Genomic DNA, 25009 nt, shown 5'->3' on the forward strand with positions numbered 1-25009 from the left:
CCTAATAGATGTATTGTTCCGCATTCAATAGATTTTTTGCAATTTGCCGTTTTACTTTGTCCATGCTGCCGCGCTGCAGCCGGCTCAATTCTTCTGTTACAGCTGCGGTATTGCGTCCCAGCTGGTTTTCAGCAGAAGCCGCCTGCATCGTTTTGCGGGCAGCCATCTCCACTTCCAACAATGTATCGCCCGTCAACGCCTGCGCCATCAGCACTTTCTGCGCGTGTTCACCTGTTTCGATGGCTTTCGACGTTCTCATCACTGCAGATTCCAAAGCATACAAAGCGATGGCGATATCCGCCAATGCCATCAATATTTCCTGCTCTTCACCCAGTCCATTGCCATATGTTTCATAGGCAACACCGGTGCAGAACAGGAAAATCCGGCGAACCGCCTGTACGGCTTCTATTTCCCGGGAAATAGGCGAGTCGCCCATAGCCGCAGGAGACTTCATTTCTTTGATTGCCGTTGCTGTCAACTGCGGTAATGGGAGCTTTCCTTTAGCCGCCTGCTTCAGCAGGTTTCCAGGAATCAGCAATCGGTTCACTTCATTTGTCCCTTCAAAAATCCGGTTGATCCGTGAATCCCGGTACATTTGCTCTACTTTGTACTCCTTGATAAAGCCGTAGCCCCCATGCAATTGAAGTGCTTCGTCCGCTACAAAGTCGAGCGTTTCCGAACCATGTACTTTGCAGACTGCGCATTCGACCGCGTATTCCATCAACTGTTTGGCGATCAGTCCTTGGTCTTCCGATTCATAAAGGCCCCCCAGTGCATCCTCTAAGTATCCGGCAGTCCGGTATTGCAGTGATTCAGAAGCATAGATGCGGAGCGCCATATCAGCTAATTTTTCCTGGGTTGCCGTAAATTCAGCAATCGTTTTGCCGAATTGGCGGCGCTCACTGGTGTATTTCAGTGCCAGCTCCAGCCCATATTTTGCCGCACCCATGCAAGCGGATCCTAAATTATAGCGACCCAAATTCAAGACATTCAACGCGATGACGTGGCCCTTCCCGATTTCACCAAGCAAGTTTTCCACCGGTACTTGGCAGTCTTCAAAAATGACCGAACGCGTCGAAGAACCTTTAATGCCCATCTTCTGTTCCTCAGGTCCAAGCGACAGGCCGGGATGACCTTTTTCTACAATAAAAGCCGTGAAGGCTGTGCCATCCACTTTTGCGTAAACGATGAACGTATCGGAAAAAGCTGCATTGGTGATGAACATCTTCGTTCCATTCAACAGGTAATGAGTACCTGCTTCATTGAGCTTGGCTGTTGTTTTCGCAGAAAGCGCATCGGATCCCGCCCCCGGTTCTGTCAGGCAGTAAGCTCCGATAAATTCGCCTGAAGCCAGCTTCGGCAAATACTTCTCTTTTTGCTCTCGCGTTCCGAAATAAGTGATCGGCAACGTCGCAATGCATGTATGGTTGGAATGTGCCACGCCATAGCCTCCAGCTGAACCAAGCGACTCCCCGACCAGCCCTTTGCTGATTTTGTCCAGGCCAAGGCCACCATATGCCTCCGGAATACTATGGCCAAGCAATCCTAAATCTCCTGCTTTTTCCATAAGCTCTTTGACCAAACCGAAATTTTGGCTTTCAATGTCTTCGTTGTTCGGCCGCACTTCCTTCTCGAGAAAGCGCTTGGCTGTTTTGGCGATTAAGCGATGTTCATCGGTAAAATCTTCCGGTGTGAAAAAACGCTCGGACGGTTGGTACAGAAAAGCCGCCCCTTTATATCCTGAGATTTTAGTTTCCATGGGGACTTGCCTCCTTCAGTAGATGCTTTTCAAGCAGCTGGCGGTTGGCTTCCGGTAGAACTTCGCTTTTTTGGGTTTTAAAGTTGAAATGAACCGCACTTGCCTGCCCTTTTGCAACCAGTTCCCCACTTTCAGCATCTTTGATCTCATGTACCACCTGAAAACTTGAGTTGCCGATTCTGCTGACTGCCGTTTGGACGACTAATTTTTGATTGTAATAACCTTGGCTGACAAAATCGCAGGAAGCTGAAGCAAGAATGATTTTCCAGTTATTGATGTCGCGCCCAAAGCCCAAATCTGCGAAAAATTCTGTCCTTGCTTCTTCCAGATAAATAAAATAGCTGATATTGCTGATATGACCCAATGCGTCTGTTTCACTAAAACGCACTTTTACTGGGATTTCATGTACCATTACCCTTTCCTCCTCTGCCCATTAAACGATGCCGTTCAAAATCAAATCGCTGTATACGGCTGCCAGCCGATCAGCTGAAATTCCTCCAGTTGGATTAAACCATTGGTAACTCCAGTTAGTGACGCCTAAAATAGCGAAAGCGATGATATCCGGTTCCAGTCCTTGCCGAAATTCGTTTTGAGCCATCCCATCGCTTATGATTCCCTCCAAGTTTTTCCGGAATTTTTCACGCTTCCCCTTAACTTCCAATGCGTTGTCTTCGCAAAGATGACGCATTTCCCTGAAGAACACTTTGCCGCTCGGACCGTGATTCGCGATATCGGTAATCAATAACGCGATGAGTTGCGTAACTTTTTCACGATTGCTGAGTTGCTTTTGCCTGATCTTTTCCTGACGTTCCAGCAAATCATCGATATACCCCAAATGTATATCCATCAGCAGCTGTTCCTTACTGGTGAAGTAATAGTAGAAAGTCCCTTTCGTTACACCTATGGCTTCGACAATATCCTGTATGGATGTTTCACTGAAACCTTTTTCCTCAAACAGGAGAATGCTTTTCTGTTTGATGTTCTCTTTCATGGTCATTCCCCGCCATTCGTTTTCCCATAATCTACAGAGCGTGCATGCCGCCATCAACGACAACGACATCCCCAGTTATATAATCAGAAGCTTTCGAAGCCAGGAACAAAGCCGTCCCTTTCAAATCCTCTTCTGTGCCAAAGCGGTTCAAAGGTGTTTGGGCAAGCAAGCCTTCCTGCCCTTGTTCCATTACAACTTTCGACATTTTGGTCGGAAAGAACCCCGGAGCAATTGCATTGACGTTAATATTATGCTGCCCCCATTTGGCAGCCAGATCTTTCGTAAAAGTGATGACCGCACCTTTGCTGGTGTTGTAGCCGATGGTGTCCATCAAGGTCGGGTCAATTCCCCCAAGTCCAGCAACCGAAGAAATATTGATGATTTTCCCACTCTTTTGTTCGATCATCGCTTTTCCTACTTCGCGGCTCATCAGGAATGTTCCCGTTACATTGACGTCCATGACCTTTTTCCATGCATCCAGCGGCATATCGACAACTGGTGCTCCCCATGTGGCACCGGAATTATTGACCAGAATATCGATAGAACCGAATTTTTCAAGCGTTTTTTGAACGACCATCTCTACATCATCGGGATTGGTGACATCGCAAGCCAGTGCCAGCGTACCGACACCCATCCCCTCCAACTTAGCGGCTGTTTCCTGGCAAGCTTCCACCTTCCGCGAACATAAGACGACGTTTGCCCCCGCCTCTGCAAAAGCTTCCGCCATCATGGCCCCGAGACCACGGCCTCCACCTGTTATAATTGCTGTCTTGCCATCCAATTTGAATAAGTCCATTACGTTCATCTTCCATCCCCCTGACTGATGATAATCTCTCCATACTAACTAGTTAGTATGTTCAGAATACTTAAATTTATGGTACCGTTTTCAAACATGGAATGCAAGGAACGTTTAATATAATAGAAACAGGCGGACCCATTCCCTTACGCAATCGATCAGCCTGCCTGTTTTTTTTCAACATCGCTATCCTTCTGTCGGCTTTAATACTTGACGGCCATCTGCGCAATCAGTTTTTCAAGAACAGAGGAATCTGATGCAGATCGACATTTCCTCCTGATAGGACGACTGCCACTTTGTCAGTTGCTTTGCCGGCTTTACCTGCCATCACGGCGGCTAAGGCTGTTGCACCAGAAGGCTCCACCAGTTGCTTTGTACGTTCCAGTAAAAATTGGAACGCCTCCTTTATTTCCTCTTCGGAAACCAAGACCAGCTCATCCAACTTGTCTTTCAAAATGGGAAAGGTCAAATCACCCGGTTGCGAAGTGCGCAAACCGTCCGCGATGGTCGAAGTACCGGAAATGGAAATGATTTCGCCCTTTTGAAGTGACTGAAAGGTATCATCGGCAGTCTCCGGTTCAACTCCGATAACTTGGACTTCCGGCTTACTCCTTTTCACCGCTGAAAGAATCCCCCCAATCAAGCCGCCGCCTCCAACCGGTACGACAATGACAGCCACATCCTCCAGCTGCTCCAAAATCTCCAACCCAATCGTTCCCTGTCCTGCGATGACAGCGGGATGATCGTAGGGGGGAATATAAACACCTCCATTGTCTTCAGCTAATTGCTTCGCTCTCGGTATTCGATCAGCTGATGTCAGTCCGCAATATTCCACTTCAGCCTGGTAGGCTTTAATCGCTTCCACTTTTGCTCGATTGGCATCCTCAGGAACGACAATCACCGCCGGAACACCCAACTGCCCGGCGATATAAGCGATAGCTTGGCCATGATTGCCGGATGACGCCGCCGTAATAGAGCACGCACCACTTGCAACTGCCTGCTTCACCGCATTTGTAGCTCCCCGTATTTTGAAAGAACCTGTCTTCTGCAGATGCTCCGCTTTTAAAAAGAGCTGGATTCCACAGCGTTCATTAAGAAGTGAAGACGTTAAAATCGGTGTCCGATGAATCGTACCGCGAATTTCCTGCTGCGCTTTTTTTACATCCTCCAAGCTGACCATTTGATACACTCCTTTATCTTGCGGATTGAAGTCCCCTTGTGTGCCCCGTATCTTAATATGTTCCCTGATAAAGGAGTTAATATTCCGTTTCAATACCTTCTTTGCTAAAACGCTGTTTTCATTTACAGCTCCTTGCCAGCGTCACTTCATCTTGCTTTCTTCAATAAATTGAATACATGAATCGGGTATTCAATCCACCACCTATACGGTAGACTTAGATTGCAAATCCTTAAAAAGGAGTGGATAGATTGTTGAAACGATTAGTTGTCACTGGCTATAAACAACATGAACTCGGTATATTCGATGAAAAGAGTCCGGGTATCCGTTTTATTAAAAAAGCTTTGGAAAACCGCTTTCGCGCTTTGGTGGATGAAGGGTTGGAATGGGTGATTGTAAGCGGGCAACTCGGTGTTGAAACGTGGGCAGCAGAAGTGGTTTTAGAGATGAAGGAAGAATTTCCTGAATTGAAATATGCCGTGCTTACACCGTTTCTGGAACAGGAAAAAAGATGGAACGAAAAAAAGCAGGAACATTACCGGATGATCCTCGATAAAGCTGATTTCCATCGCAGCCTAACCAGTAAACCTTACGAAGCTCCCTGGCAGTTTATCGAGAAAAACAAATTCTTCTTGCGCAATTCCGACGGCATCCTGATCATCTATGACGAAGAAACCGACGGCTCGCCTAAATTCATCAAAAAAGAAGCAGAGCGTTATGCAGAGACGTCTGACTACCAAGTATTGACCATAACCGGTGACGACCTGCGTGTTGTGACAGAAGAAGAACAACTGAAGGAATGGGACAATTAATAGCCCACATACCTCTTCCTCCGGTTGACTATACAGAAGCTTTTAGGTAACCTTAACAACTATGTTAAAAAAATTACTTCAGGAGGAATTATGAATAAAGCTTCGAAAGTCTTTTACATCACATTTGTACTGGTTATCTTAACTGTAGCTTTTGGCGTTATCGCGCCTGAAACCTTTGAATCTGCCACTGGAAACATCCGAAACTATATCAATACAGCATTCGGCTGGTACTATTTAATGATTATGGCCATCTTGCTGATTCTTGTCGCCATCATCATGGTCAGTCCCTACGGTAAAATCCGTTTGGGCAAAGACTCGGATCGTCCGGAATTCTCGACATTCAGCTGGATATCCATGCTGTTTTCAGCAGGAATGGGGATTGGACTCGTATTTTATGGCGCCTCAGAACCTCTATCCCATTTCGCCATTCAGTCAGCAACAGCAGAACTTGGATCCGACGAAGCGTTCAAGGAAGCCTTGCAACGCTCCTATTACCACTGGGGCATCCATATCTGGACAATGTATGGAATGGTTGCTCTATCATTAGCCTTTTTCCAGTTCAGAAAAGGCGAACCTGCATTAATTTCATCAACACTGAAGCCGATTTTCGGCGACAAGATGAACGGTCCTTTAGGAACACTTGTTGACGTACTCGCAGTTTTTGCTACGGTTTTTGGTGTAGCAACTTCACTCGGCTTTGGTGCTGCTTCAATTAATGGAGGCATTTCCTATTTGTTCGGTGCCCCCCAGGAATACTGGGTGCAGATGCTGATCATCGGTGCCGTGACCATCCTGTTCATCATTTCCGCATGGTCCGGACTAAACAAGGGCATCAAATACCTGTCCAATATCAATATGATTTTGGCAGTCGTTTTGCTGGTACTGGTTCTGATATTGGGTCCAACTCTATTGATTTTGAATATGTTCACCGAAACCTTTGGTGCGTATGTCCAGAATTTAATCAGTTTAAGCTTCGAATCTGCTCCACTGGATGCAGAAAACCGCAGTTGGCTTGATGGCTGGACCATCTTCTATTGGGCTTGGTGGATTTCATGGGCACCATTTGTCAGTATGTTCATCGCCCGCATTTCAAAGGGCCGCACCATCCGTGAGTTCTTGGTCGGCGTTGTCCTTGTTCCAAGCGCCTTTGCTGGAATCTGGTACGCGGCTTTCGGCTCGACGGCAATCAACTTCCAAAAAAACGGCATTGATTTAACCGCTTTTCCTACTGAACAAATATTGTTCGCAATGTTCAGCGAGATGCCTCTTGGCTTCGTCATGTCGATCATAGCTATTCTCCTCGTGACGACTTTCTTCATCACATCTGCTGACTCAGCTACTTTTGTGTTAGGGATGCAGTCAACGCACGGTTCATTGGTACCGAGCAATCAAATTAAGATTCTTTGGGGAATTGCCCAGTCGATGGTGGCGGCTATCCTGCTATCTGTCGGCGGCTTAGCGGCGGTGCAGAACACCATCATCATTGCGGCATTGCCTTTCTCTTTCGTGATGATCTTGATGGTAATAGCGTTGTTCAAAGCGCTGAATCTGGAATTGCAATTGATGAAACATAAAAAATAACACCAGCCGTCTTCGGGAGATTCCTGAAGACGGTTTTTCTTATTGATTAAATAGAAATAGAGCGGGTATAGGTTAATTAGACAATATACATTGGAGGTGTTCCGGATATGCAGAAAGAAACCAAAAAAATCATCCAGGAATCATTGGATGCATTGCTTGAAAATGATGCGTTCCTACCTGGCTTGACTGATCGGAAACAGGCTTTTGCTTCACTGAGCGCCATTCTTTCCACCCCTGATAAAATACATAAAGCCTTCCTAAGGGTGCCTTTGGATGACGGAAGTGTGGTGCGGATTCCTGCCTTCCGTGCGCAGCACAACGATGCAATGGGTCCTTATAAAGGCGGTATCCGTTTTCACGAAAGCGTCAACGAAGAAGAAGTCATCAACCTCGCATTTCTGATGACTTTGAAAAACGCTCTTCACAAAGTGCCATTTGGCGGCGGCAAAGGCGGCATTGTCCTTAATCCGCGCGAATACTCGGAGAAAGAGTTGAATCTTATTTCCAGAAAGTATGTCCGCTATTTCGCTGATGTCATCGGTCCTGACAAAGATATTCCTGCACCGGACATGGGGTCAGGCGAACGGGAGATGGACTGGATGATGGCAGAATACAAGAAAGTCCATCATGGCACACCTTACCTCGGCAGCTTCACCGGGAAAAGTGTCGTCAACGGCGGTTCTCTCGGAAGACGGGAAGCGACTGGGAAAGGCGTCTACTTTACGTTCCGTTACCTGCTCCATGATTATGTGAAAGCAAACCATCAGCTGCTGTCCAACAGCAATAACCCTTTTGCCAAAACGACATTGGAATTATACAACCGTCCCTTGAAGATGGCCGTTCAAGGCTTCGGAAACGTGGGCGCTGTTGCAGCTCTCGAAGCTTATAAATGTCCTCTAATCGACCATAAAATCGTCGCCGTCAGCGACCGCAACATCACACTCTATAACGAAGATGGACTGGACATCCCCGCATTGATCGAATTTACCAAAACCAATCGCGGAGATTTGCCATCGACTGAAGAGCAACTGCAGAGCGCCAGCATCAAAGCAGAAATAAAAGAACGGGATGTTCTCGTCACGTTACCTGTTGATGTACTGCTCCTGGCAGCACTGGAAAACCAGATTCGTGAAGACAATATGAAAGATGTCCAGGCGCGGATCATCATTGAAGGAGCAAACGCCCCGACAACCGCTGAAGCCGATGAATACCTGAATGAACAAGGCGTCGTCGTCATCCCTGACATTCTGGCAAATGCCGGCGGGGTTATCGTCTCTTATTTCGAATGGCTGCAAGGCCGTGAAACCCAGTTCTATACAGAAGCAGAAGTTTACCGGTTATTGATCGAAAAAATGCAAGAAACCATGGACATGATGCTTCCGCAATATTACGGAGATCCGTATGCTCTGCGCCAAAACTGCTTTATCCATGCCGTTACGCGGCTGTCGACCGTGATTTATCGACAAGGGAAACTCTACTGAGATACAGAAAACGCACAGCCCATTAAGTTGGGCTGTGCGTTGAGCTTGTAGACACAAGAATATTGATGTCATTTAAAGCATGAATACACATTTCATCCTGTTTATACCGGAACCTGCGCTTCAGGCGGACGCTTTCCGCGGGCTCGCGCCGAACTAACTCGGACTGGCGCCCGAGTGGATTTCGGCACTTCGCTGTCCCCGCAGGAGTCGCCGCCTTGCGCTCCGGATCCTTGAGTGAAGGAGTTATCAGGTTTGTTGGGATTCTTTTCTTCTGAAATTGACTACGAAGCTTCTCTCTTTGATTGAAGCAACATGCCCCAACCGGGCTGGCCACGAAGACTCCTGTGGGACAGCGATAGCTGAAGACCCCGCAGGAACGCAGTGACGAGGAGGCTGAAGCTGAGCCCACGGAAAGCGAAGTGGCCGGACCGCTTGGGGATTATGCACCGCTATACATTTTGGTCAGACTTTGTCTACAGTCTGAACGCACAGCCCATTAAGTTGGGCTGTGCGTTTTTTACGTCTCAGACGTTCTTCGTTGATGGGAAATTCGATACGCATCGTGTCGAAAGTTGAGGATCCGATCTTCTGAGCATTCAATGCCTTCTGTAACAAGTGTAGGATCGAAGACAATTTGATCTGCTTCCGGCGCTTCTTCTGTAATCGACAAATAGCCGATCGTTATTTTCTCCCGGGTTTCTGGCCATTCTTTTGTCGGATCATCAGTGGGGTCTCCCGGCTCCCCCAAAATCACATTCAAGTGGAAGTTCACCGGACCTTGTGCGATTCTGTCTTCTATATCCGCTTCAAAAAAACCGACCGGCAAGGCAACCGCATCAAGCGGTGATAATGTTTCCACCCCTTCTTCCGGTTCCCACAAATACTTAACCGGCTGACGCTGGCCGTCTTGATTGGTAAAATAAAACGCATGAATCGAATGGTACTGGCCAGTGGCAAAACTAGCTGGTGCCTGCATTTTCCGGATGTTGTCGATCATTGCTCCACTTTCAGGATAATCAGCCAATAAACCAGCAAGCTCCTTTAAGCTGGGTTTTCCTTTCTTGAACGATTTGACGACACCAAGCATCTCCGTAAAAATTTCAGGTGTTTTAGCAAAGAAGATAGGAGACGTGACACCAACAATATTGGTGGCTTCCCCGTTCGGCAAACGGAATTGGACCGCCATTCCTTTGACCGGCGACATGGCATCAGCCCATGTCGGATCTGGAGAAAAATGGGAAAATCGCACAAACGCGCTGCTCTCTCCTTGTTGAAAATGCGGCGCTGTCGTCAAATGGTTGGCCGAACCCGTCGCTGTAAAAATCGCCCTGTAACTTTTTCCTCTGGCATGGGCTCGCCGATAGCCCGGATAAATACCGAATACCTTTTCAATTCGATTGATGGCCGTTTCTGCTAACTCATCCATGTCATCACCTCTTCTATGTTTCATACCCTTATTTGACGATTTTAACGTCTCAATGCTGGTCTGCATACAACCACCATGAAACGGTGGCTGCCAAGCCGATGAAACCTGTGAAAAGAACCAAAAAGAAACTGCCGGCTCCGAGTGCCGTCTCCGTTCCAGCCATTCCACTGAATATGGCTGGAACGGCCCAAGGGAAAAATGCTCCATAGCCGGCTGCCGCAATAACTTGGGCGAGCACCACCATGAAAAGGATAAAACCGATGGGCGCTAAATAGCCTCTGCCATAGCAGGCCAAAAAAGCAGGCGGAGTGCTGAGTGCCAAAGTAAGAAGCGTCGTAGCCAGCAATACAAATCCGCTGTCCGATACCATCTCCAAAGACCATTGTGGCAGCTGGATAAAGAATCCGATGCTCACTCCCAGCAGGACAATATAGACGCTCAGCAATAAATTCGTTAACATTACCGCTAAAAACTTTGCCAGGATGAGGATCATGCGGTGTGTCGGCAAGGTCAAAAGATCCTTAACGGTCCGATCTGCGTATTCTCTGCCAAATACCCAGCTTGTCACAAAGCCGAATACCAGAATCCCTCCCACAGCAATAATTTGCGCCAGCATACTCAGGTATGTTGGCCAATCTGCTACACCGAAAATCTGGGCTTTATCCCCAATCAATCCTGAACTTTTCGCAAGCTCTGGGTTTTTTAATACAAATATAAAGAATCCTGCCATCATAGGCGCCATCGTAAAGACAGCTAAGGTAATCCAAATCATCTTCGATTTCCGGATCTTCAACATCTCCACTTGAACCGCCCTCAAGAAAGCCATCGAGTTACTCCTTTCGCTGAGTGATGACATGCAGAAAATACGATTCCAAGTCCTCCTCTTCCAAAGCCAGATGCGTCGGAGGAATACCACCGGAAACCAGGTACCGGGAAATCTCATCCGGGTGCCTTACAGCATAATCAGCAGTTATTTCAATTCTTCCTTCTTTGCTAAATACGGCTGAATACCCCGCGTGATTCAACGCAGTCATCGCTCTATCTTTTTCCCGCGCATCGATAACCAGACGTTTTTGGAGCAGGTCCTTAAACTGGTCTGTCCTGATTTCCTGAAGCAATTTCCCTTGATGGATTACGCCTATCCTGGTCGCAATTTTAGCCACCTCGCTCAATAGATGGCTTGACATGAAAATCGTCACGCCCAAATCCTTGGCCAGATGCTGAAACAGTTCGCGGACCTCAATGATGCCTGTCGGATCAAGTCCATTTGACGGCTCATCCAAAATTAAAATTTCCGGTTTATGCAGCAACGCTTTGGCGATGCCCAAACGCTGCGTATTGCCCAGCGAAAGCTTGCCCGCTTTTTTACCTGCATAGCCCGTCAGCTTCAGCTGATCCATCACCTGGTGCACCACATCCGCATCGGAAACCCCTCGCAACCGACGAAAAATCTCCAGATTCTCTTTGACCGTCAACTCCGGATAGGCATAAGGCGTTTCCACAAGGCTTCCTACGTTCGCCCACATAGAATGGTTGGAAAGCTCTATTTTTCGGCCTTGAATATAGCAAGACCCGTGGCTGGGACGAACCATTCCAAGCAGCATTTTGATAGTGGTTGTTTTGCCTGATCCGTTTAAACCGATAAAGCCATAAATCTCCCCTTTTCCGATTTCCAGCGAAACATCTTCTACAGCTGAAAAGTTCTTGTAGCGCTTGGATAACTGAGACAATTGAATGACAGGATTCATTTTCCCACCGCTCCTTTATCAAAGACTCTTTAGACTTTACTGAAACTGAATTTTCACTTATATTATGAGCCTGTTTCTTCCAACTTACAATCTTCTTCAGGACAACCGAAGAACTTTCCTTTCAGAACTTGAATATTCTCTACCGGAACAGGGAATACAAAGAAAGAATGAATCAAAACAGATTAAAGGAGGCAACATCAGTGGATTTCAAACACGAAAACAATAAGTTTGCGGCTCTGGAAAATTCCGAAGAATTGGCTTTCCTGAGCTATGTAGAAAATGGCGATGTTTTGACTGTCGACCATACCGAAGTTTCCCCACAGCTGGAAGGCCAGGGAATCGGCAAAAAACTAGTGGCGCAGGTTGTCGAATATGCCCGCAGTGAAAACAAGACCATTGACCCGCAATGCCCATTCGCAAATGGCGTCATTGAAAAGACCCCGGAATTCCAGGACGTTCTGGCAAAATAAGAAAGCATCCGCTCAAAGCGGATGCTTTTTTTGTCTTTGTTTGAGAGAGCCGACAGCGGGAACATGAACAATAAAAGGGGTTGGAACCTGTGAAGATCTCGCTAGAGGAAGCAGTCAAGATGAACGCACAGCCATTCCGTTCAATTGAAGATTTGACACCTCTTTTAGAAGCGATCGGCGATGCAAAGTTTGTCCTTCTGGGAGAAGCGACACATGGAACATCCGAGTTTTATACATGGCGGGCAGCTTTGACCAAAAGATTGATTCTGGAAAAAGGTTTTTCGATAATTGCTGTCGAAGGTGATTGGCCGTCTTCTCAACAGGTCAATCGCTACATTAAAGATTTTAGCGATGATAATCCCCACCCGCATGAAGTGCTTCAGGCTTTTAAACGCTGGCCAACCTGGATGTGGGCAAATGAAGAAATTGCTGATTTTATTGGTTGGCTGAGAGAGCATAACCAGAAAACGCCACAAAAAGTCGGTTTTTACGGCATTGATGTTTACAGTTTGTGGGAATCCATGGAAGAAGTAATCCATTATCTATCAAAAACCAATCCGTCCGGTGGGGATGTCGAATTGGCAAAAGAAGCATTCGCCTGCTTTGAGCCCTTTAACCGGGAACCCGAAAATTATGGCGTGACTGCTGCGGACTTCTCCAAATCATGCGTGGAGGAGGTGTCCAAATTGCTGGCCTCCATCCGCTCGAACGAAGACCTGTATAAGGATTCATATGAGAGTGATTTGGATTTGAAGATCAATGCGCTGGTCCTGAAAAATGCTGAAGACTATTATCGGGCCATGGTACAAAGCGGGGAAATGTCTTGGAATATCCGGGATGAACACATGGTGGAAGCCATCAACGAGGTTCGGGATTACCACGGCACAGAAGCAAAAATCATTATCTGGGAGCACAATACCCATATCGGCGATGCCAGCGCCACCGATATGAAAAACGAAGGCATGACCAATGTCGGGCAAATTCTCCGTGAGCAAAACCGCACGGCAGATGTTTATGCAGTGGGCTTCGGCACGCATTCCGGAACGGTCATTGCTGCACCTTCCTGGGGAGATCCTGCCGAAGAAATGGCCGTTCCACCTGCAACACCGAATACGTGGGAAGATTTTCTGCATCGGACCGGCGCTTTCAACAAATTTCTGCTGTTCCATTCGGAGAATTTCGCTCTTTTTGATCGCTGGGTTGGCCATCGTGCAATCGGTGTCGTCTATAACCCTGAATTCGAGGCATATGGCAATTACGTTCCTTCAAAAATGTCACAGCGATATGATGCTTTTATTTTCCTTGACCACACCCACGCGCTTCGCCCGCTTTAAGATAGATCGGACAGCTCTTTTGGAGCATTGTTCTTCGCCCTAAAAATTTTTGAATGTTATGATAAAAACAGACTTACCTAAAGGAGCTGTACTGATAATGACGGAAAAGGCGCAACTTGGAAAGACAGGCTTATATATCAATCCGATCGGCCTCGGCATAAATGCTGTAGGCGGACACAATCTTTACCCAGATTTAAATGAAGATACCGGCAAGGAGCTGGTACACGCCGGCATTGATAACGGACTCAACTTTATTGATACGGCTTACGCTTACGGCTATGGCCGCTCAGAGGAATTATTGGGAGAAGTGCTGCAGGAATCCGGAGCCCGCCAGGAAATGGTGGTGGCGACCAAAGGCGCTCAACGACGGCAAGGCGATGAACACATCACCGACAATTCACCTACGTTCTTGAAACAGGCGGTGGAAGACAGCCTCAAGCGCCTGCAGACCGATTATATCGATTTGTTCTACATCCATTTTCCAGATGAACAAACACCGAAAGCTGAAGCTGTCGGCGCTCTGCAACGCTTAAAAGAAGAAGGCAAAATCCGTTCAATCGGTGTCTCGAATTTTTCCATGGAACAATTAAAGGATGCCAATAAAGACGGCTATGTGGACGTTTTCCAAGGCGAATACAACTTGTTGAAACGCGAGGCTGAAGAAGATTATTTCCCTTATGTAAAAGAGCATGGCATTTCCTATGTTCCCTACTTCCCATTTGCAGCAGGCTTGCTTGCAGGGAAATACGATCAAACCAAAACCTTCAACGATTTACGGACAAATATGCCTCATCTTCAAGGAAAAGAATTCGAACGCAACTTGGAGAAAGTGCGGAGACTGAAGGACCTGGCTGAAGCGAAAGGAGCCGATACAGTCCATGTTGTATTGGCCTGGTACCTGGCACGCCCTGAAATCGACGGTGTGATTCCTGGAGCCAAACGCGCGGATCAAGTGCTATCGAACTTGAGCGCTTTGGACATTCAGCTGAGTACGGAAGAAATTCTTGAAATCGGTTCTATTTTCAAAAGTTAACCTAAAATAAAAGGCGACCCACAGGGGGGCGCCTTTTATGATTTTATCTGAATTCGCCATCATTGATATTATACAAATAACTCCAGTTATCCGCTTTATACAACTCATGGAATGTAATGCGTTCCCCTGTTCCCAAGGTCACTTCTTCTCCAGAAATCGCTACAACCATTGCTGTCCCTGTGTTATCCAGGTTCAAGTAGACATCTCCGATAGAAGGACGGATGGCGTTCTTCTCCCGCAATACTTCCTCCAACTGAGCATCCTGCTCCAGTTGTTCAGCTGAAACCTTGGATTTATCAAAGTAGACGATATCGTTGCTGCCTTGTTCTTCTCCAGGTGCCATAACAAGGAATTCTTTTGATTTCACTGTGTTCTGGCGAGTGGTGATGACATTATTCCCTTCAACCGACTCTACTTTTTCAAACTCATTCAGCGAATAATGATCCATGTAATCGGGATCTGGTTTGGTGATTAGAATATAACCGCCTTCTTCTGCTGGCAGATCCTCACGCAAAGTGTATCGAGACCCAAAGAATAAGAAGGAATCCATATGCTTCGGTTTGTAGAATGTGACCTCATCAGCCTTGCTGGCCACTTGTTCCATATCTTTGACGCGGAACATCAGCACCGACTTCTTAGCTAGCGGCTTCACAGAATACACCTTGTGTAATTCATTTTGATAATAAACGAATTGCCCTTTTCTTACTTGCAGTAATTTCATAATTCACCCTCCGATACTGTCATTGCCATGGCTTCATTCTAGAGGAAAAATAGATAGAAGTCCATGCAAGCACTCGAATTGTTTGGTATGCTACTAACACAAAACCATTAATGATGGAGGTACCTTGCATGAATGATGAAAATAGAGATGAATATATCATCAAGAAATACCAGCAGGATGAAGAAGTGATGGTCCAACTTTTTGTTCAATGGTGCACGAACCACCAATTGAACCCTGCCGAACTTTATCAGCGGGCATATCCAGGACAACTGCAAAGCCCCGTCCTGACTGCCGCAATTGAACAGTCAGATGCAGCAGAATTGGAGATTGACCATGAAACATTGCTCGACGTCCTTCAGCTGTTTGGAAATGACGATTTGGCATTTGTGGTTTCGGAAGAAATCGAAAAGCTTCCAAAAGAGTAAAAGATCCAGTGCAGCTGCACTCGACCTTTTACTTTTTGCGTTTTCGCAGCTCTTTTGCTTTATTTTCAATATAACTGGTCCGCAGATTTTCATAACGATTGGATGCTACATTGCTGTAGATCTTATCGAATTTCGAATCGTCTTCGACCGGCTCAGTTTCTTCCGCTTTAATTTCCTCTGCTTCTGCAGACTCTGGACGTTCTGCCAGCTCTTCTTCTTTTTTTTGCTCTACCATCATCAAACACCCCTTCTTCTGATTCTCGTTACCAGAAAGTTTCCCTTCATTCATCCTCCCTAAACAAAGGGAAGGCCGCCTTCAGACAGTCTGTTTCACATTTTTTAATGCTTGCCCAAGAAATCCAGCAAGTTCAAGCATGCCAAACTTCCCAGCTTCCGCTTCTGCATCAGCGTTGTAGTTGGTATTCGTGTTGACATCATACGTGAAAATTTCACCTTGAGCATTGCGGATGAATTCAATCCCCGCTATGTCAATTCCATTTTGGTGCAAGAAAGCTTCGTATTTCTTCAGAATGGAATCGTCAAAACCATCAATCACCTGGAACTTCGGTTTTTCTTCCGTTTCTTCACCAACCGGACAGAACAGGTCATCAATCCGGCAAGCATCTGCAGGGCATAACTCAAATCCTTCAGAAGTATCGACTTGAACTGCATAGACAAACTTACCGCCGACAAATTCGCAGCGCGTGATGAATGGCTCCGGTGCCTGAATGTACTCCTGGATCAGAGTGATGCCGTCGATGGACGGTTCGAATTCAGGGCCATCCACATATTCTTTCAGCGCTTCAAGCGAATGGAATAACCGGACGCCTAAGCCTTTTCCGGCACGGTTATGCTTGGTGATGAAGGATGGCACGCCCATCTTCTCAGCAGCTGTTAAAATCTGCTCTTTGCCATTGGCGGCAATCGTTTTCGGTGTCCGGATCCCTCCTGCATTCAATGCCATATACTGATTGACCTTGCTGACTTCCAGACGCAGCGCGCGGCTGCCATTAAAAACGGTGCGCCCATGATGTTCCAGCCAGACCAGCAGGGATTCCGTCATTTCAGGTGCAAAACGATGGCCTCTTGTATGGGAAGAAGCGCTCATCCGGCTGTAGAAAACGCCTTCAGGCGGTATTTCGTTCAAATCCACTAGGCTTTCATCGATAAACCAGTCTTCATAAGGCAACCCCAATTCATCGAGCCGCTTAAAAAGATGCTCAGTCCATTCTTCATTTTCATGGATAACATAAATTTTTTCCGTCATGCTGTATCCTCCCAGATGTGCAGCGCTTTAAACGCCATTTTTCTTCAACTACTGTATCAGCCATAACTCGACTAAAATTTCTGCACGAAATATTCAAACATTTATAGAATAAAATCAGTATACAATAATGTCCTTTAATCTTACCAGCAAACTAGACTTTATCCTTTTTGCATATAAAAAATAAAATCGGAATGCCGGTTCACTCTCAAGTCACTTTGCAAAAGAAGCAGGCATGACCACTGCTGTCACTTCGCCTGTCGCACATAAAACATCACCAGCATACACTTCTGTTTTCACCTTGAATTTCTTCGGATGGACTTCTTCAACTTTTCCTACGGCCTTCAAAACGATTCCTTGAGGCGTCGGTTTCAAATAATCGACATGCAGCGAAGCCGTGACAAATCGCGGCGGTTCTTCCCCACTGCCAGGCTCAAAGCCGTTTTTCCGGTGCAATGCCAATGAAGCGGAACCGGTTCCGTGGCAGTCGACCAGCGAAGCGATCACCCCCCCGTAAACGAATCCGGGGATAGCCGTATGTACTTCCTTCGGTTCATACAAAGTGACTGTTTCTTCGCCATCCCAGGCTGTACGGAATTGATGCCCTTCTTTATTGAGGCGGCCACAGCCGTAGCACCAGGCGAAGTCTTCCGGGTATTCGTCCTGAATTGCACTTACTGAATGGTTTTCCATAATTTACTCCTCTTTTCGTTGGGATATTTCTTCATGAACTAGACTTGCGCTAAGCTCACTTTTCATTAGACAAAGGAAAGAGCATGATCCTTTTCATCAGATCATGCTCTTCCTTTTTCCACCCCTCGAAAATCCTGAGGGATTTTTTGCACGCGGAAAATTTTATTAAATTCTTTCTACAAACTGTAAATCTCTGACGAAATATGAAACTCTCGTCATTGCAGTTTAGTCGCGCTGACTGTCACTTGCCGATAGGGCAGTTAGGTTCACATTTACTTCTCAGTGAATTTTTTTGGTTCTGCAGCCAGGCTTTCAATTGCACTTCCACAAAAAACTTACGGCTTACTGTTTGAAACACTTTCCGGATAGAAACCCGAGTAACAATGGTCCCTGACAAGAGTGAATATCGTCAGTAAAGCAAATTTTCCGCCAAGGCTGTGCAGTTTCTCGTCTGAAGGCGATTCTGGATCGAATCCAGTCGTATTCTTCCGACGGTGATTCCGCCTTGTACTTTACATTACCCACCTTGTATTTAAATCTAAACCTAGTTTTTAAAATTTTTTTATAAATTCTGAATAATATTTTTACATTTCTTCTTTCTGCCTCTATACTAATAATTAGTTCGAAAACCGTAATACATAGAGGAGAGATCACATGGTTAAAAGTTTGCCAGTACGTTCAGCGGTTCCTGTTGAAGAGACGTGGAATTTATCGAGTTTATTTTCAGATTCAGAAGAGTTTAACCGAGCCTCGGAAAGCTTGGAGCAGGATGCTGAAGCTCTCAGCCAAAAAACACAAGGCACGATTGCTGATGCCCCTTCGGCCATCCAGGCTTTAACAGATTATCTGGCTTTCCTTGAAAAATTAATCCCGCTGAGCACTTATGCCAGCTTAACAATCAGCACAGACCAAACCAATGACGAGGCTCAACTGCAGTCCAGTAAATTTGGAGCAGCTGCTGCTAAAATCAGCAGCAAGCTTTCTTTCATCAACAGCGAGCTGCTCGCTTTGCCGAAAGAAACCTTGGAGCAGGCAATGCAGGAATCAACGGAATTCAAGGTATTCCTGGAAAAACTTCTCCGCAAAAAACCTTACCAGCTGCATCCTGAAGTGGAAAAAAGCCTTGCCGCTTATTCATCCACGTTCAGTGCGCCATACGGTCTTTACAACACGACAAAAATGGTCGATATGAACTTTGAGGATTTTGAAGTGAATGGCCAAAAATATCCGCTCAGCTACGTCTCCTTTGAAGGCGACTGGGAAGCAGAGCCTGATACAGAGCTTCGCCGAGCAGCATTTGAAGCCTTTTCGAAGAAACTGAAGGATTATCAGCACACGACCGCCAAAACCTATGATATGCACTTGCAGACGGAAAAAACGACAGCAGATTTGCGCGGCTACGATAGCATATTTGATTACCTCCTCATCAACCAGGAAGTGGACCGCTCGCTCTACAACCGCCAAATCGACCTGATCACCAAAGAGCTCGCGCCGCATATGCAGAAATACGCAAAATTATTACAGAAGGTCCATGGCCTCAACCGCATGACCTTTGCAGACTTGAAGATTTCCCTGGACCCGAACTATGAGCCAGAAATCACCGTAGAAGAATCCAAAAAGTATATTGATGATTCCCTTTCCATCATGGGTCCCGATTACCTCGAAATGATCGATCGGTCTTATTCCGAAAGATGGATCGACTTTGCTCAAAACAAAGGGAAATCGACCGGTGCTTTCTGTTCAAGTCCATACGGCGACCATCCGTATATCCTGATTTCCTGGACCGGCCGCATGAATGAGGTTTTTGTGCTGGCCCACGAACTTGGGCACGCCGGCCATTTCTACAACGCCAACCGCGAGCAGAATGCCCTTAACGCCCGGCCATCCCTTTACTTTATCGAAGCACCTTCTACGATGAATGAAATGCTGGTGGCCAACCACTTATTGAAGAACTCGGAAGATCCGAAATTCAAACGCTGGGTGATTTCTTCGATAGTGGCCAGAACCTATTACCATAATTTCGTGACACACTTGCTTGAAGCTGCTTATCAACGCAACGTATATGAACGGATTGATGAAGGAAAAAGTGTCAACGCCAGCATTTTGAATAGCATCAAACGAGGTGTATTAGAGGAATTCTGGGGTGATGCGGTCGATATTACAGAGGGTGCCGAATTGACATGGATGCGCCAGCCGCATTATTACATGGGCTTGTATCCGTACACCTACAGTGCCGGATTGACCATCTCCACGCAAGTTTCCAAACGGATACTGAACGAAGGCCAGCCAGCTGTCGACGAATGGCTGGAGGTCCTGAAAGCCGGCGGCACCAAAACACCGGTGGAGCTGGCACAAATGGCCGGAGTCGATATCACGACCGAACAGCCATTGCGTGACACCATCGCCTATATCGGCGAACTCGTGGATGAGCTGGAACGTCTGACAGAAGAAATCGAAAAAGAATAAAGACAAATGACTTTAAAGCCGTGCGCCTATGCGTACGGCTTTTCAGATTGCCGAGAACCTTCTATCAAGTATTGATTGGCAGAAGCTTGCTGCTCCGGCTACACCCAAGGTTTTTATGAGCGTTTGGACTGAACGACTGCAAATCTCCACGAGCGACCATAAATCCTTTTGAACGCCCATAAATCCCCACGAGCGACCATAAATGAACAATCCAACTATCAAATCACCAAAAAAGCTCTCTGCCGTGTCGGCAAAGAGCTCTTTCTATAAGCTTTTATCCAAATCCCCTCGAAAAATGGGGATGCTTGTACCGGTGCACTGGTTTCGCGCTACCAAAAACGCACGATCGACGCAATAACAGCACGAAGACTTTTTCAGACTCTCTTTTTCCGCCACAGCAGGAGCTGTTCCACAAAGATAGCGATGATGGTGCCGGTGATTAGACCGTTCGATAAGGTAGCTGCCAAAACGGAGGGCAGATTCGCCATGCTTTCAGGCGGTACAAACATGATGCCGACACCGCTCATCAAACCGAACGCGGCCACTTTATAGGAATGCTGCCTGTCCCCTTCATTTTCCAATTCCGTAAAGGCCATCTCCACCATTTTGGTGAAGACCGCGAAAATGACCGCGTAAGCGACTGGGGCCGGCAAAGATGCCAGAATCGCCATGAGCGCCGGAAAAAAGCTGATCAGCACCACGATGATTCCACCGAAGATGAAGGGCTTGAGCGCCGGCGTTCTGGTAGCGCTGACAAACCCAGCCGCTCCTGAAATCGGTACGGGACCGATGGATGAGAACAATCCGGCAATGATGTGATTGATCCCTGAAGCTGCTGAAGCTTGTTTAATACGGTCTGGCGCTTCAATCGAAAAGGAGTTCTTCAACACGCTTTCCATCACACGGATCGACGCCATCATATTAGCAATCAGCAGGATGGTCAAAAACAAAGCGGTCACAAACATGCCGCTGTCCCAAATCAGCGGTCCGAAGACCAGCATCTTCGGCAAGGAAACCAATGCGCTGACGCTTCCTTCTGCTTCCGGTGCTTTTCCAAGAATCCAGAAAATCAGCCAGCCTGCAGCAATCGCAAACAGGATGGAATAACGGCTGATCCAAGGAGCTTTATGGCCCATGAAAAAGAAGGTCAGTAAAATAACCGCAATGCCGCCCATCAGTACCACCCCATCCACTGAGTCACCTTCAGAGATGATGCCAAGTAAGCCCGTTAGAATCGACTCACTGATTTGAAGAACCAACAACAGGAGGTAAACGAAAGTGATGGTTGGCGTAAACAGGATTTTCAGTTTGTCGACCAAGCCTGTATAGGCAAAGACGATAAAAAGAACGCCGCTGTATAGCAGCCCGCTTTGCAGTGCTTGAAGCGATTCTTCCATGGAAGCATACATAATTCCAACCAATCCCGCATAAACAATGAATATCCCCCACCATAAGCCAGCTGGTCCTTCATTGATCGGCATTCGGTGCCCGATGGATGCCTGTACCAAACAGGCGACGCCCAGTACGAACATGGTCCGCTGTACGAATAGCGCTGTATCTCCTGTATCCATGCCAAAAATACTGGCAATTGCGATCGGTGCCGCAATAGAAGAGGCGATCAGAAAGACCGCCCATTGCACACCGCCAAAAATATTTTTCATAGTCGCTGTCCCCACTTCTCTATTCTCCTCGATTGCTTACAGTATACACCTATTGAAAAGATCAAAAAAAGCCCTGACTGTTGTCAGGACTTCGGTTTATCACGGGCAGCTTTTGCTTCATTCACTTTGCGTACTGTTTCCTGCGGATCAGCGTTGTCCTCATCTGGGCTTTCTGCGTCAAAACCATCTTTGTAGACAGCCGGATAGCCCTGTTCTTCCAATTGCTTCACTTGCTTGCGCGAAGCTTTAACCAGTAACCGCACGATCAATACGGATAAAATGAATATAATAACGACAGAAATAATCCCAGGGATATACTCCGATTTGTCTTCAGGAAAATATAAAAAATCCATTGTGTTGATTCCCACCTTTAAACCTTAAGTTTCATCTCATTATACATCATTCATTCTACTGTTCTTTTAATGAACGTGAACATTTCATGGCAAGTTCCATCCGATTGCCGATGATTCCAACCCAGAAGAAAAGCCGACTTCCTTTGAAATCGACTTCTCCCCAAGACTATTAATGGTTTTCAGAAACCACGGTAAACCGTTTATTCTTATGTTCGCCACTCTCGATTTCATCCACCAGCGCAATGGCATAATCAGCATAGCTGATGTAGCTCTTCCCTTTGCTGTTGACGATAAATCCGTCATCGCCTTTTTGGTAACGGCCTGTACGGCGGCCTTCCGGATCAAAAAATGCAGCAGGACTCAGGAATGTCCATTGGATTCCTTCCGACGCTTCCAGATCAGCCAAATTTTGTGCCTGGCCATTGGCAATCGATTTAAACGCTTCAGGAAACTCGGGAGTTTCTGCCAGACGGGTTGTGCGTGCTTCATCAACGAACAAACTGCCAGCTCCTCCGACTACAATCAAACGGGTATCATGAGCTTCTTTAAGTGCGTCAATCAGAATTCTTCCGGCTTCGATATGCTGCTTGGCCTTTTCAGGTGGAACACCGAACGCATTCACCACTACATCAAAGGGCGCTAAATCTGCTGCCGTTAAACCGAAAACATCTTTCTCCAGCACCGGCACATCCGAATTTTCGACCTTTTGCGAATCTCTGACAATGGCCGTTACTTCATGCCCTCTTTTCAATGCTTCTTTTAAAATTAAATTGCCTGCTTTTCCTGTGGCGCCTATAATACCTATTTTCATTTACTATTCCTCCAGTCTCTATAATCTGTATAGAAAACGAACGAACTGGCTCTCACACCGCTTCAGCCGCTTTGCTCTTTTCCTGAGAATCGTGAAGAACATCCACTGTCGAACAGTTCAAGTAAACTTTAGGCAGTCGCAACGTGAAAACGATTTGCCGCCTGCTTCAACACTTCAAATGAGCGTTTTCTTTTTTCCTGATCGTAGATATAGGAAACCGCAATCACTTCGTTAATCTGCAATTCAGCTACAAATTTCCCTAAACGCTCGCTTATCGTTTCTTCGTCGCCTTTAAAGGTGTATTGGGACATGCCCCGCACCATCATCTCTTCACGGTAGCTCCACTGTCCATCCATTGTATCCAACGGCGGCTGAAGCAGGTTCTTGCTGCCTCTTACGACGTTCAGATAGAATAGATCACTGGATGTCGCCAACTTCTCAGCTTCTTCGTTGGAGTCTGCTGCGACGACATTGACACACACCATGACATACGGCTCAGCCAGATATTCCGAAGGCTGGAATCCGTTGCGGTAAATCTGCAGGGCTTGTTGCAGCTGCTGTGGTGCAAAATGTGCAGCGAACACATATGGCAGTCCAAGGCTTGCAGCAAGCTGAGCACTTGAAGTACTTGATCCCAGGATATAAACCGGCACTGCCGTTCCCACGCCCGGATGCGCTCGGACTGGACCTTGCCCATCCAACGGCTTCAAGTAATTCTGCAGTTCGACGACGTCCTGTGGAAACGCGAACGCGGTTTCCTGCGTGGTTCTGCGAAGCGCATGCGCTGTCTGCATATCAGTTCCTGGAGCACGTCCGAGACCCAAGTTCAAACGTCCCGGATGCATGGTTTCCAACGTGCCGAATTGCTCTGCAACAACCAACGGTGTATGATTCGGCAGCATGATTCCGCCCGATCCCACTTGAATGGATTCGGTGTTTTCAAGGACTTTGGAAATGAGGATTGCCGTAGCTGAGCTGGCAAGCGTAGCTGTATTGTGATGCTCAGACAGCCAAAAGCGGTTGTACCCCAACTTCTCAGCGTGCTGTGCGATTGTGACCATTTCATCTAATGCATCTTTCGTCGTTCCACCTTCACGGACTGGCACCAGGTCCAGAACGGAAATCGGGAATGAATCTATGGGTTGTGACATTTTTTAACTTCCTTTCATCCTTCATATGCTTTAAGGATAAAAGGAAAATATCTGGTACACAAACTATCTGCCTGTCTTCCCCTGCCAAAGGAGAAAAAGCGAGCGGTTCAGATTTCGTAACTCTTTCCTATTACTGCAAATTCGACTTCGCCTGAATAACTGGACTTTGCTGCATGCAGAATTTCATCCAGCTCTCCATATTGCGGCAAGTGGGTCAGCAGCAATCGCTTGGCACCGGCACGTTCAGCCAATTCACCAGCCTGGCTGCCGCTGAGATGCCCAGGAATAATGCCCAGGTATTTTTCGTAAAGATTCGATTCAGCAACCAGCAGATCTGTCCCGTCCGAAAAACCGATCAGCTCATCTTTCCAGCTGGTATCTGCCGTAAACACCACACTCTTGCCATCCGCAGTAAATTTCATCGCCAAACAATACACCGGATGAATTGTCTCGCAAAAAGATACTTGCCAAGGCCCCAGCTCCAAAGTCTCGGCAGCCTGTATTGCCCTGCCTTCGGTGACACCTTTATAGGACAGTTTCTTGAACTCTTCCTGGTCCTTGTCATGTGCGTAAATCAGCAAGGGAGTTTCCCACTCCTTCAATTGCATACCTACCATCGCTGCATGCTGCAGAACGCCGATATCAGCGATATGATCCGGGTGATAATGGCTGATGATGACCGCATCCAATTCACGCAATTCCGTATAATTCTGGACGGCCGCCAAGACACCGCTGCCACAATCGACTAAACAGCGGAATCCGTCCTGTTCAATCAAAAAAGCTGATGTCGCTTCATTTTTATTGGGATAGCCTCCCCAAATGCCAATCGGTATGACCTTCAAAGAAATCACTCCTT

General features: G+C 46.8%; 25 protein-coding genes. 8 read left to right on the top strand and 17 right to left on the bottom strand.

Features of this window, described 5'->3' with window-relative positions; translation table 11 throughout:
- Position 1 precedes the first annotated feature (1 nt).
- The 5 genes from ACRC6Q_RS14540 to ACRC6Q_RS14560 form a co-directional block, all read right to left on the bottom strand.
- On the bottom strand, positions 2-1759 hold the full coding sequence (locus tag ACRC6Q_RS14540; protein WP_431466893.1) for an acyl-CoA dehydrogenase family protein: 1758 nt from the start codon (positions 1757-1759) through the stop codon (positions 2-4).
- On the bottom strand, positions 1749-2171 hold the full coding sequence (locus ACRC6Q_RS14545; RefSeq protein WP_223637328.1) for an acyl-CoA thioesterase: 423 nt from the start codon (positions 2169-2171) through the stop codon (positions 1749-1751). Before ACRC6Q_RS14545 ends, ACRC6Q_RS14540 begins: the two co-directional genes overlap by 11 nt.
- A gap of 21 nt (positions 2172-2192) precedes the next feature.
- Entirely contained in the window at positions 2193-2750 is a 558-nt protein-coding gene (locus ACRC6Q_RS14550; protein ID WP_431466894.1) for a TetR/AcrR family transcriptional regulator, read from the bottom strand.
- Positions 2751-2781: 31 nt separating this feature from the next.
- Entirely contained in the window at positions 2782-3555 is a 774-nt protein-coding gene (locus tag ACRC6Q_RS14555; RefSeq protein WP_223637335.1) for an SDR family oxidoreductase, read from the bottom strand.
- 220 nt (positions 3556-3775) lie between these two features.
- On the bottom strand, positions 3776-4726 hold the full coding sequence (locus ACRC6Q_RS14560; RefSeq protein WP_431466895.1) for a threonine ammonia-lyase: 951 nt from the start codon (positions 4724-4726) through the stop codon (positions 3776-3778).
- A 248-nt stretch (positions 4727-4974) separates the two neighbouring features.
- On the opposite strand from ACRC6Q_RS14560, the gene ACRC6Q_RS14565 reads away from it, so the two are divergent.
- The 3 genes from ACRC6Q_RS14565 to ACRC6Q_RS14575 all read left to right on the top strand — a co-directional run bounded on the left by ACRC6Q_RS14565 (position 4975) and on the right by ACRC6Q_RS14575 (position 8597).
- Entirely contained in the window at positions 4975-5535 is a 561-nt protein-coding gene (locus ACRC6Q_RS14565) for an SLOG family protein (protein ID WP_223637340.1), read from the top strand.
- Positions 5536-5625: 90 nt separating this feature from the next.
- Positions 5626-7116 carry a glycine betaine uptake BCCT transporter gene (locus tag ACRC6Q_RS14570; protein WP_431466896.1) on the top strand — a complete coding sequence of 497 codons (1491 nt, stop codon included), beginning with the start codon at positions 5626-5628 and terminating at the stop codon, positions 7114-7116.
- A 107-nt stretch (positions 7117-7223) separates the two neighbouring features.
- Positions 7224-8597: a Glu/Leu/Phe/Val family dehydrogenase gene (locus tag ACRC6Q_RS14575; protein ID WP_431466897.1), complete on the top strand. Its 1374-nt coding sequence runs from the start codon at positions 7224-7226 to the stop codon at positions 8595-8597.
- A 517-nt stretch (positions 8598-9114) separates the two neighbouring features.
- On the opposite strand, the gene ACRC6Q_RS14580 is transcribed toward ACRC6Q_RS14575, so the two are convergent.
- From ACRC6Q_RS14580 to ACRC6Q_RS14590, 3 genes are read right to left on the bottom strand one after another with little or no spacing between them, the layout of a single operon-like run.
- The gene (locus tag ACRC6Q_RS14580; protein ID WP_223637347.1) at positions 9115-10023 is read right to left on the bottom strand and encodes a catalase family peroxidase; all 909 of its coding nucleotides are present in this window, start codon (positions 10021-10023) and stop codon (positions 9115-9117) included.
- Positions 10024-10072: 49 nt separating this feature from the next.
- The gene (locus ACRC6Q_RS14585) at positions 10073-10849 is read right to left on the bottom strand and encodes an ABC transporter permease (RefSeq protein ID WP_223637349.1); all 777 of its coding nucleotides are present in this window, start codon (positions 10847-10849) and stop codon (positions 10073-10075) included.
- Between the two features lie 4 nt (positions 10850-10853).
- Positions 10854-11771: an ABC transporter ATP-binding protein gene (locus tag ACRC6Q_RS14590; protein ID WP_431466898.1), complete on the bottom strand. Its 918-nt coding sequence runs from the start codon at positions 11769-11771 to the stop codon at positions 10854-10856.
- Positions 11772-11971: 200 nt separating this feature from the next.
- On the opposite strand from ACRC6Q_RS14590, the gene ACRC6Q_RS14595 reads away from it, so the two are divergent.
- The 3 genes from ACRC6Q_RS14595 (at position 11972) to ACRC6Q_RS14605 (ending at position 14608) form a co-directional block, all read left to right on the top strand.
- A complete protein-coding gene (locus ACRC6Q_RS14595; RefSeq protein WP_366522835.1) occupies positions 11972-12241 on the top strand; it encodes a GNAT family N-acetyltransferase in 270 nt (89 codons plus the stop codon).
- 89 nt (positions 12242-12330) lie between these two features.
- Positions 12331-13575, top strand: coding sequence for an erythromycin esterase family protein (locus ACRC6Q_RS14600; protein ID WP_223637355.1), 1245 nt, complete (start codon positions 12331-12333; stop codon positions 13573-13575).
- A 97-nt stretch (positions 13576-13672) separates the two neighbouring features.
- Positions 13673-14608, top strand: coding sequence for an aldo/keto reductase (locus tag ACRC6Q_RS14605; protein WP_431466899.1), 936 nt, complete (start codon positions 13673-13675; stop codon positions 14606-14608).
- 43 nt (positions 14609-14651) lie between these two features.
- Here ACRC6Q_RS14605 and ACRC6Q_RS14610 read toward each other — a convergent pair whose 3' ends face one another.
- On the bottom strand, positions 14652-15329 hold the full coding sequence (locus ACRC6Q_RS14610; RefSeq protein WP_223637360.1) for a hypothetical protein: 678 nt from the start codon (positions 15327-15329) through the stop codon (positions 14652-14654).
- A 128-nt stretch (positions 15330-15457) separates the two neighbouring features.
- On the opposite strand from ACRC6Q_RS14610, the gene ACRC6Q_RS14615 reads away from it, so the two are divergent.
- Positions 15458-15754, top strand: coding sequence for a hypothetical protein (locus tag ACRC6Q_RS14615; protein WP_223637363.1), 297 nt, complete (start codon positions 15458-15460; stop codon positions 15752-15754).
- Between the two features lie 28 nt (positions 15755-15782).
- Here ACRC6Q_RS14615 and ACRC6Q_RS14620 read toward each other — a convergent pair whose 3' ends face one another.
- The 3 genes from ACRC6Q_RS14620 to ACRC6Q_RS14630 all read right to left on the bottom strand — a co-directional run bounded on the left by ACRC6Q_RS14620 (position 15783) and on the right by ACRC6Q_RS14630 (position 17711).
- On the bottom strand, positions 15783-15992 hold the full coding sequence (locus ACRC6Q_RS14620; RefSeq protein ID WP_431466900.1) for a hypothetical protein: 210 nt from the start codon (positions 15990-15992) through the stop codon (positions 15783-15785).
- A gap of 78 nt (positions 15993-16070) precedes the next feature.
- Positions 16071-17021 carry an ATP-grasp domain-containing protein gene (locus ACRC6Q_RS14625; protein WP_223637369.1) on the bottom strand — a complete coding sequence of 317 codons (951 nt, stop codon included), beginning with the start codon at positions 17019-17021 and terminating at the stop codon, positions 16071-16073.
- A 210-nt stretch (positions 17022-17231) separates the two neighbouring features.
- On the bottom strand, positions 17232-17711 hold the full coding sequence (locus ACRC6Q_RS14630; RefSeq protein WP_223637372.1) for a PaaI family thioesterase: 480 nt from the start codon (positions 17709-17711) through the stop codon (positions 17232-17234).
- Between the two features lie 654 nt (positions 17712-18365).
- Here ACRC6Q_RS14630 and pepF point away from each other — a divergent pair.
- Complete coding sequence (pepF, locus tag ACRC6Q_RS14635; protein WP_431466901.1) at positions 18366-20177, top strand: oligoendopeptidase F; 1812 nt, start codon at positions 18366-18368, stop codon at positions 20175-20177.
- A gap of 374 nt (positions 20178-20551) precedes the next feature.
- Here pepF and ACRC6Q_RS14640 read toward each other — a convergent pair whose 3' ends face one another.
- The 5 genes from ACRC6Q_RS14640 to ACRC6Q_RS14660 all read right to left on the bottom strand — a co-directional run bounded on the left by ACRC6Q_RS14640 (position 20552) and on the right by ACRC6Q_RS14660 (position 24995).
- Positions 20552-21838 carry a purine/pyrimidine permease gene (locus ACRC6Q_RS14640; protein ID WP_223637378.1) on the bottom strand — a complete coding sequence of 429 codons (1287 nt, stop codon included), beginning with the start codon at positions 21836-21838 and terminating at the stop codon, positions 20552-20554.
- Between the two features lie 83 nt (positions 21839-21921).
- Positions 21922-22191, bottom strand: a complete 270-nt coding sequence (locus tag ACRC6Q_RS14645) for a hypothetical protein (RefSeq protein WP_223637381.1) — start codon at positions 22189-22191, stop codon at positions 21922-21924.
- A gap of 169 nt (positions 22192-22360) precedes the next feature.
- Positions 22361-23002 (bottom strand): NAD(P)-dependent oxidoreductase, encoded by a 642-nt coding sequence (locus ACRC6Q_RS14650; RefSeq protein WP_223637384.1) that lies wholly within the window; start codon positions 23000-23002, stop codon positions 22361-22363.
- Between the two features lie 128 nt (positions 23003-23130).
- The gene (locus ACRC6Q_RS14655; protein ID WP_431466902.1) at positions 23131-24153 is read right to left on the bottom strand and encodes an LLM class flavin-dependent oxidoreductase; all 1023 of its coding nucleotides are present in this window, start codon (positions 24151-24153) and stop codon (positions 23131-23133) included.
- 107 nt (positions 24154-24260) lie between these two features.
- The gene (locus ACRC6Q_RS14660; RefSeq protein ID WP_298829452.1) at positions 24261-24995 is read right to left on the bottom strand and encodes an MBL fold metallo-hydrolase; all 735 of its coding nucleotides are present in this window, start codon (positions 24993-24995) and stop codon (positions 24261-24263) included.
- Positions 24996-25009: the final 14 nt, after the last annotated feature.

It is taken from the genome of Planococcus sp. SE5232, from assembly GCF_050686535.1.
Taxonomy (GTDB): domain Bacteria; phylum Bacillota; class Bacilli; order Bacillales_A; family Planococcaceae; genus Planococcus.

Coding starts and splice junctions, on each gene's coding strand:
- ACRC6Q_RS14585 (WP_223637349.1), bottom strand. CDS start 10,849: ATGGCTTTCTTGAGGGCGGTTCAAGTGGAGATGTTGAAGATCCGGAAA.
- ACRC6Q_RS14620 (WP_431466900.1), bottom strand. CDS start 15,992: ATGATGGTAGAGCAAAAAAAAGAAGAAGAGCTGGCAGAACGTCCAGAG.
- ACRC6Q_RS14625 (WP_223637369.1), bottom strand. CDS start 17,021: ATGACGGAAAAAATTTATGTTATCCATGAAAATGAAGAATGGACTGAG.
- ACRC6Q_RS14655 (WP_431466902.1), bottom strand. CDS start 24,153: ATGTCACAACCCATAGATTCATTCCCGATTTCCGTTCTGGACCTGGTG.
- ACRC6Q_RS14640 (WP_223637378.1), bottom strand. CDS start 21,838: ATGAAAAATATTTTTGGCGGTGTGCAATGGGCGGTCTTTCTGATCGCC.
- ACRC6Q_RS14540 (WP_431466893.1), bottom strand. CDS start 1,759: ATGGAAACTAAAATCTCAGGATATAAAGGGGCGGCTTTTCTGTACCAA.
- ACRC6Q_RS14545 (WP_223637328.1), bottom strand. CDS start 2,171: ATGGTACATGAAATCCCAGTAAAAGTGCGTTTTAGTGAAACAGACGCA.
- ACRC6Q_RS14650 (WP_223637384.1), bottom strand. CDS start 23,002: ATGAAAATAGGTATTATAGGCGCCACAGGAAAAGCAGGCAATTTAATT.
- ACRC6Q_RS14575 (WP_431466897.1), top strand. CDS start 7,224: ATGCAGAAAGAAACCAAAAAAATCATCCAGGAATCATTGGATGCATTG.
- ACRC6Q_RS14550 (WP_431466894.1), bottom strand. CDS start 2,750: ATGAAAGAGAACATCAAACAGAAAAGCATTCTCCTGTTTGAGGAAAAA.
- ACRC6Q_RS14605 (WP_431466899.1), top strand. CDS start 13,673: ATGACGGAAAAGGCGCAACTTGGAAAGACAGGCTTATATATCAATCCG.
- ACRC6Q_RS14615 (WP_223637363.1), top strand. CDS start 15,458: ATGAATGATGAAAATAGAGATGAATATATCATCAAGAAATACCAGCAG.
- ACRC6Q_RS14560 (WP_431466895.1), bottom strand. CDS start 4,726: ATGGTCAGCTTGGAGGATGTAAAAAAAGCGCAGCAGGAAATTCGCGGT.
- ACRC6Q_RS14630 (WP_223637372.1), bottom strand. CDS start 17,711: ATGGAAAACCATTCAGTAAGTGCAATTCAGGACGAATACCCGGAAGAC.
- ACRC6Q_RS14555 (WP_223637335.1), bottom strand. CDS start 3,555: ATGAACGTAATGGACTTATTCAAATTGGATGGCAAGACAGCAATTATA.
- ACRC6Q_RS14580 (WP_223637347.1), bottom strand. CDS start 10,023: ATGGATGAGTTAGCAGAAACGGCCATCAATCGAATTGAAAAGGTATTC.
- ACRC6Q_RS14645 (WP_223637381.1), bottom strand. CDS start 22,191: ATGGATTTTTTATATTTTCCTGAAGACAAATCGGAGTATATCCCTGGG.
- pepF (WP_431466901.1), top strand. CDS start 18,366: ATGGTTAAAAGTTTGCCAGTACGTTCAGCGGTTCCTGTTGAAGAGACG.
- ACRC6Q_RS14610 (WP_223637360.1), bottom strand. CDS start 15,329: ATGAAATTACTGCAAGTAAGAAAAGGGCAATTCGTTTATTATCAAAAT.
- ACRC6Q_RS14570 (WP_431466896.1), top strand. CDS start 5,626: ATGAATAAAGCTTCGAAAGTCTTTTACATCACATTTGTACTGGTTATC.
- ACRC6Q_RS14590 (WP_431466898.1), bottom strand. CDS start 11,771: ATGAATCCTGTCATTCAATTGTCTCAGTTATCCAAGCGCTACAAGAAC.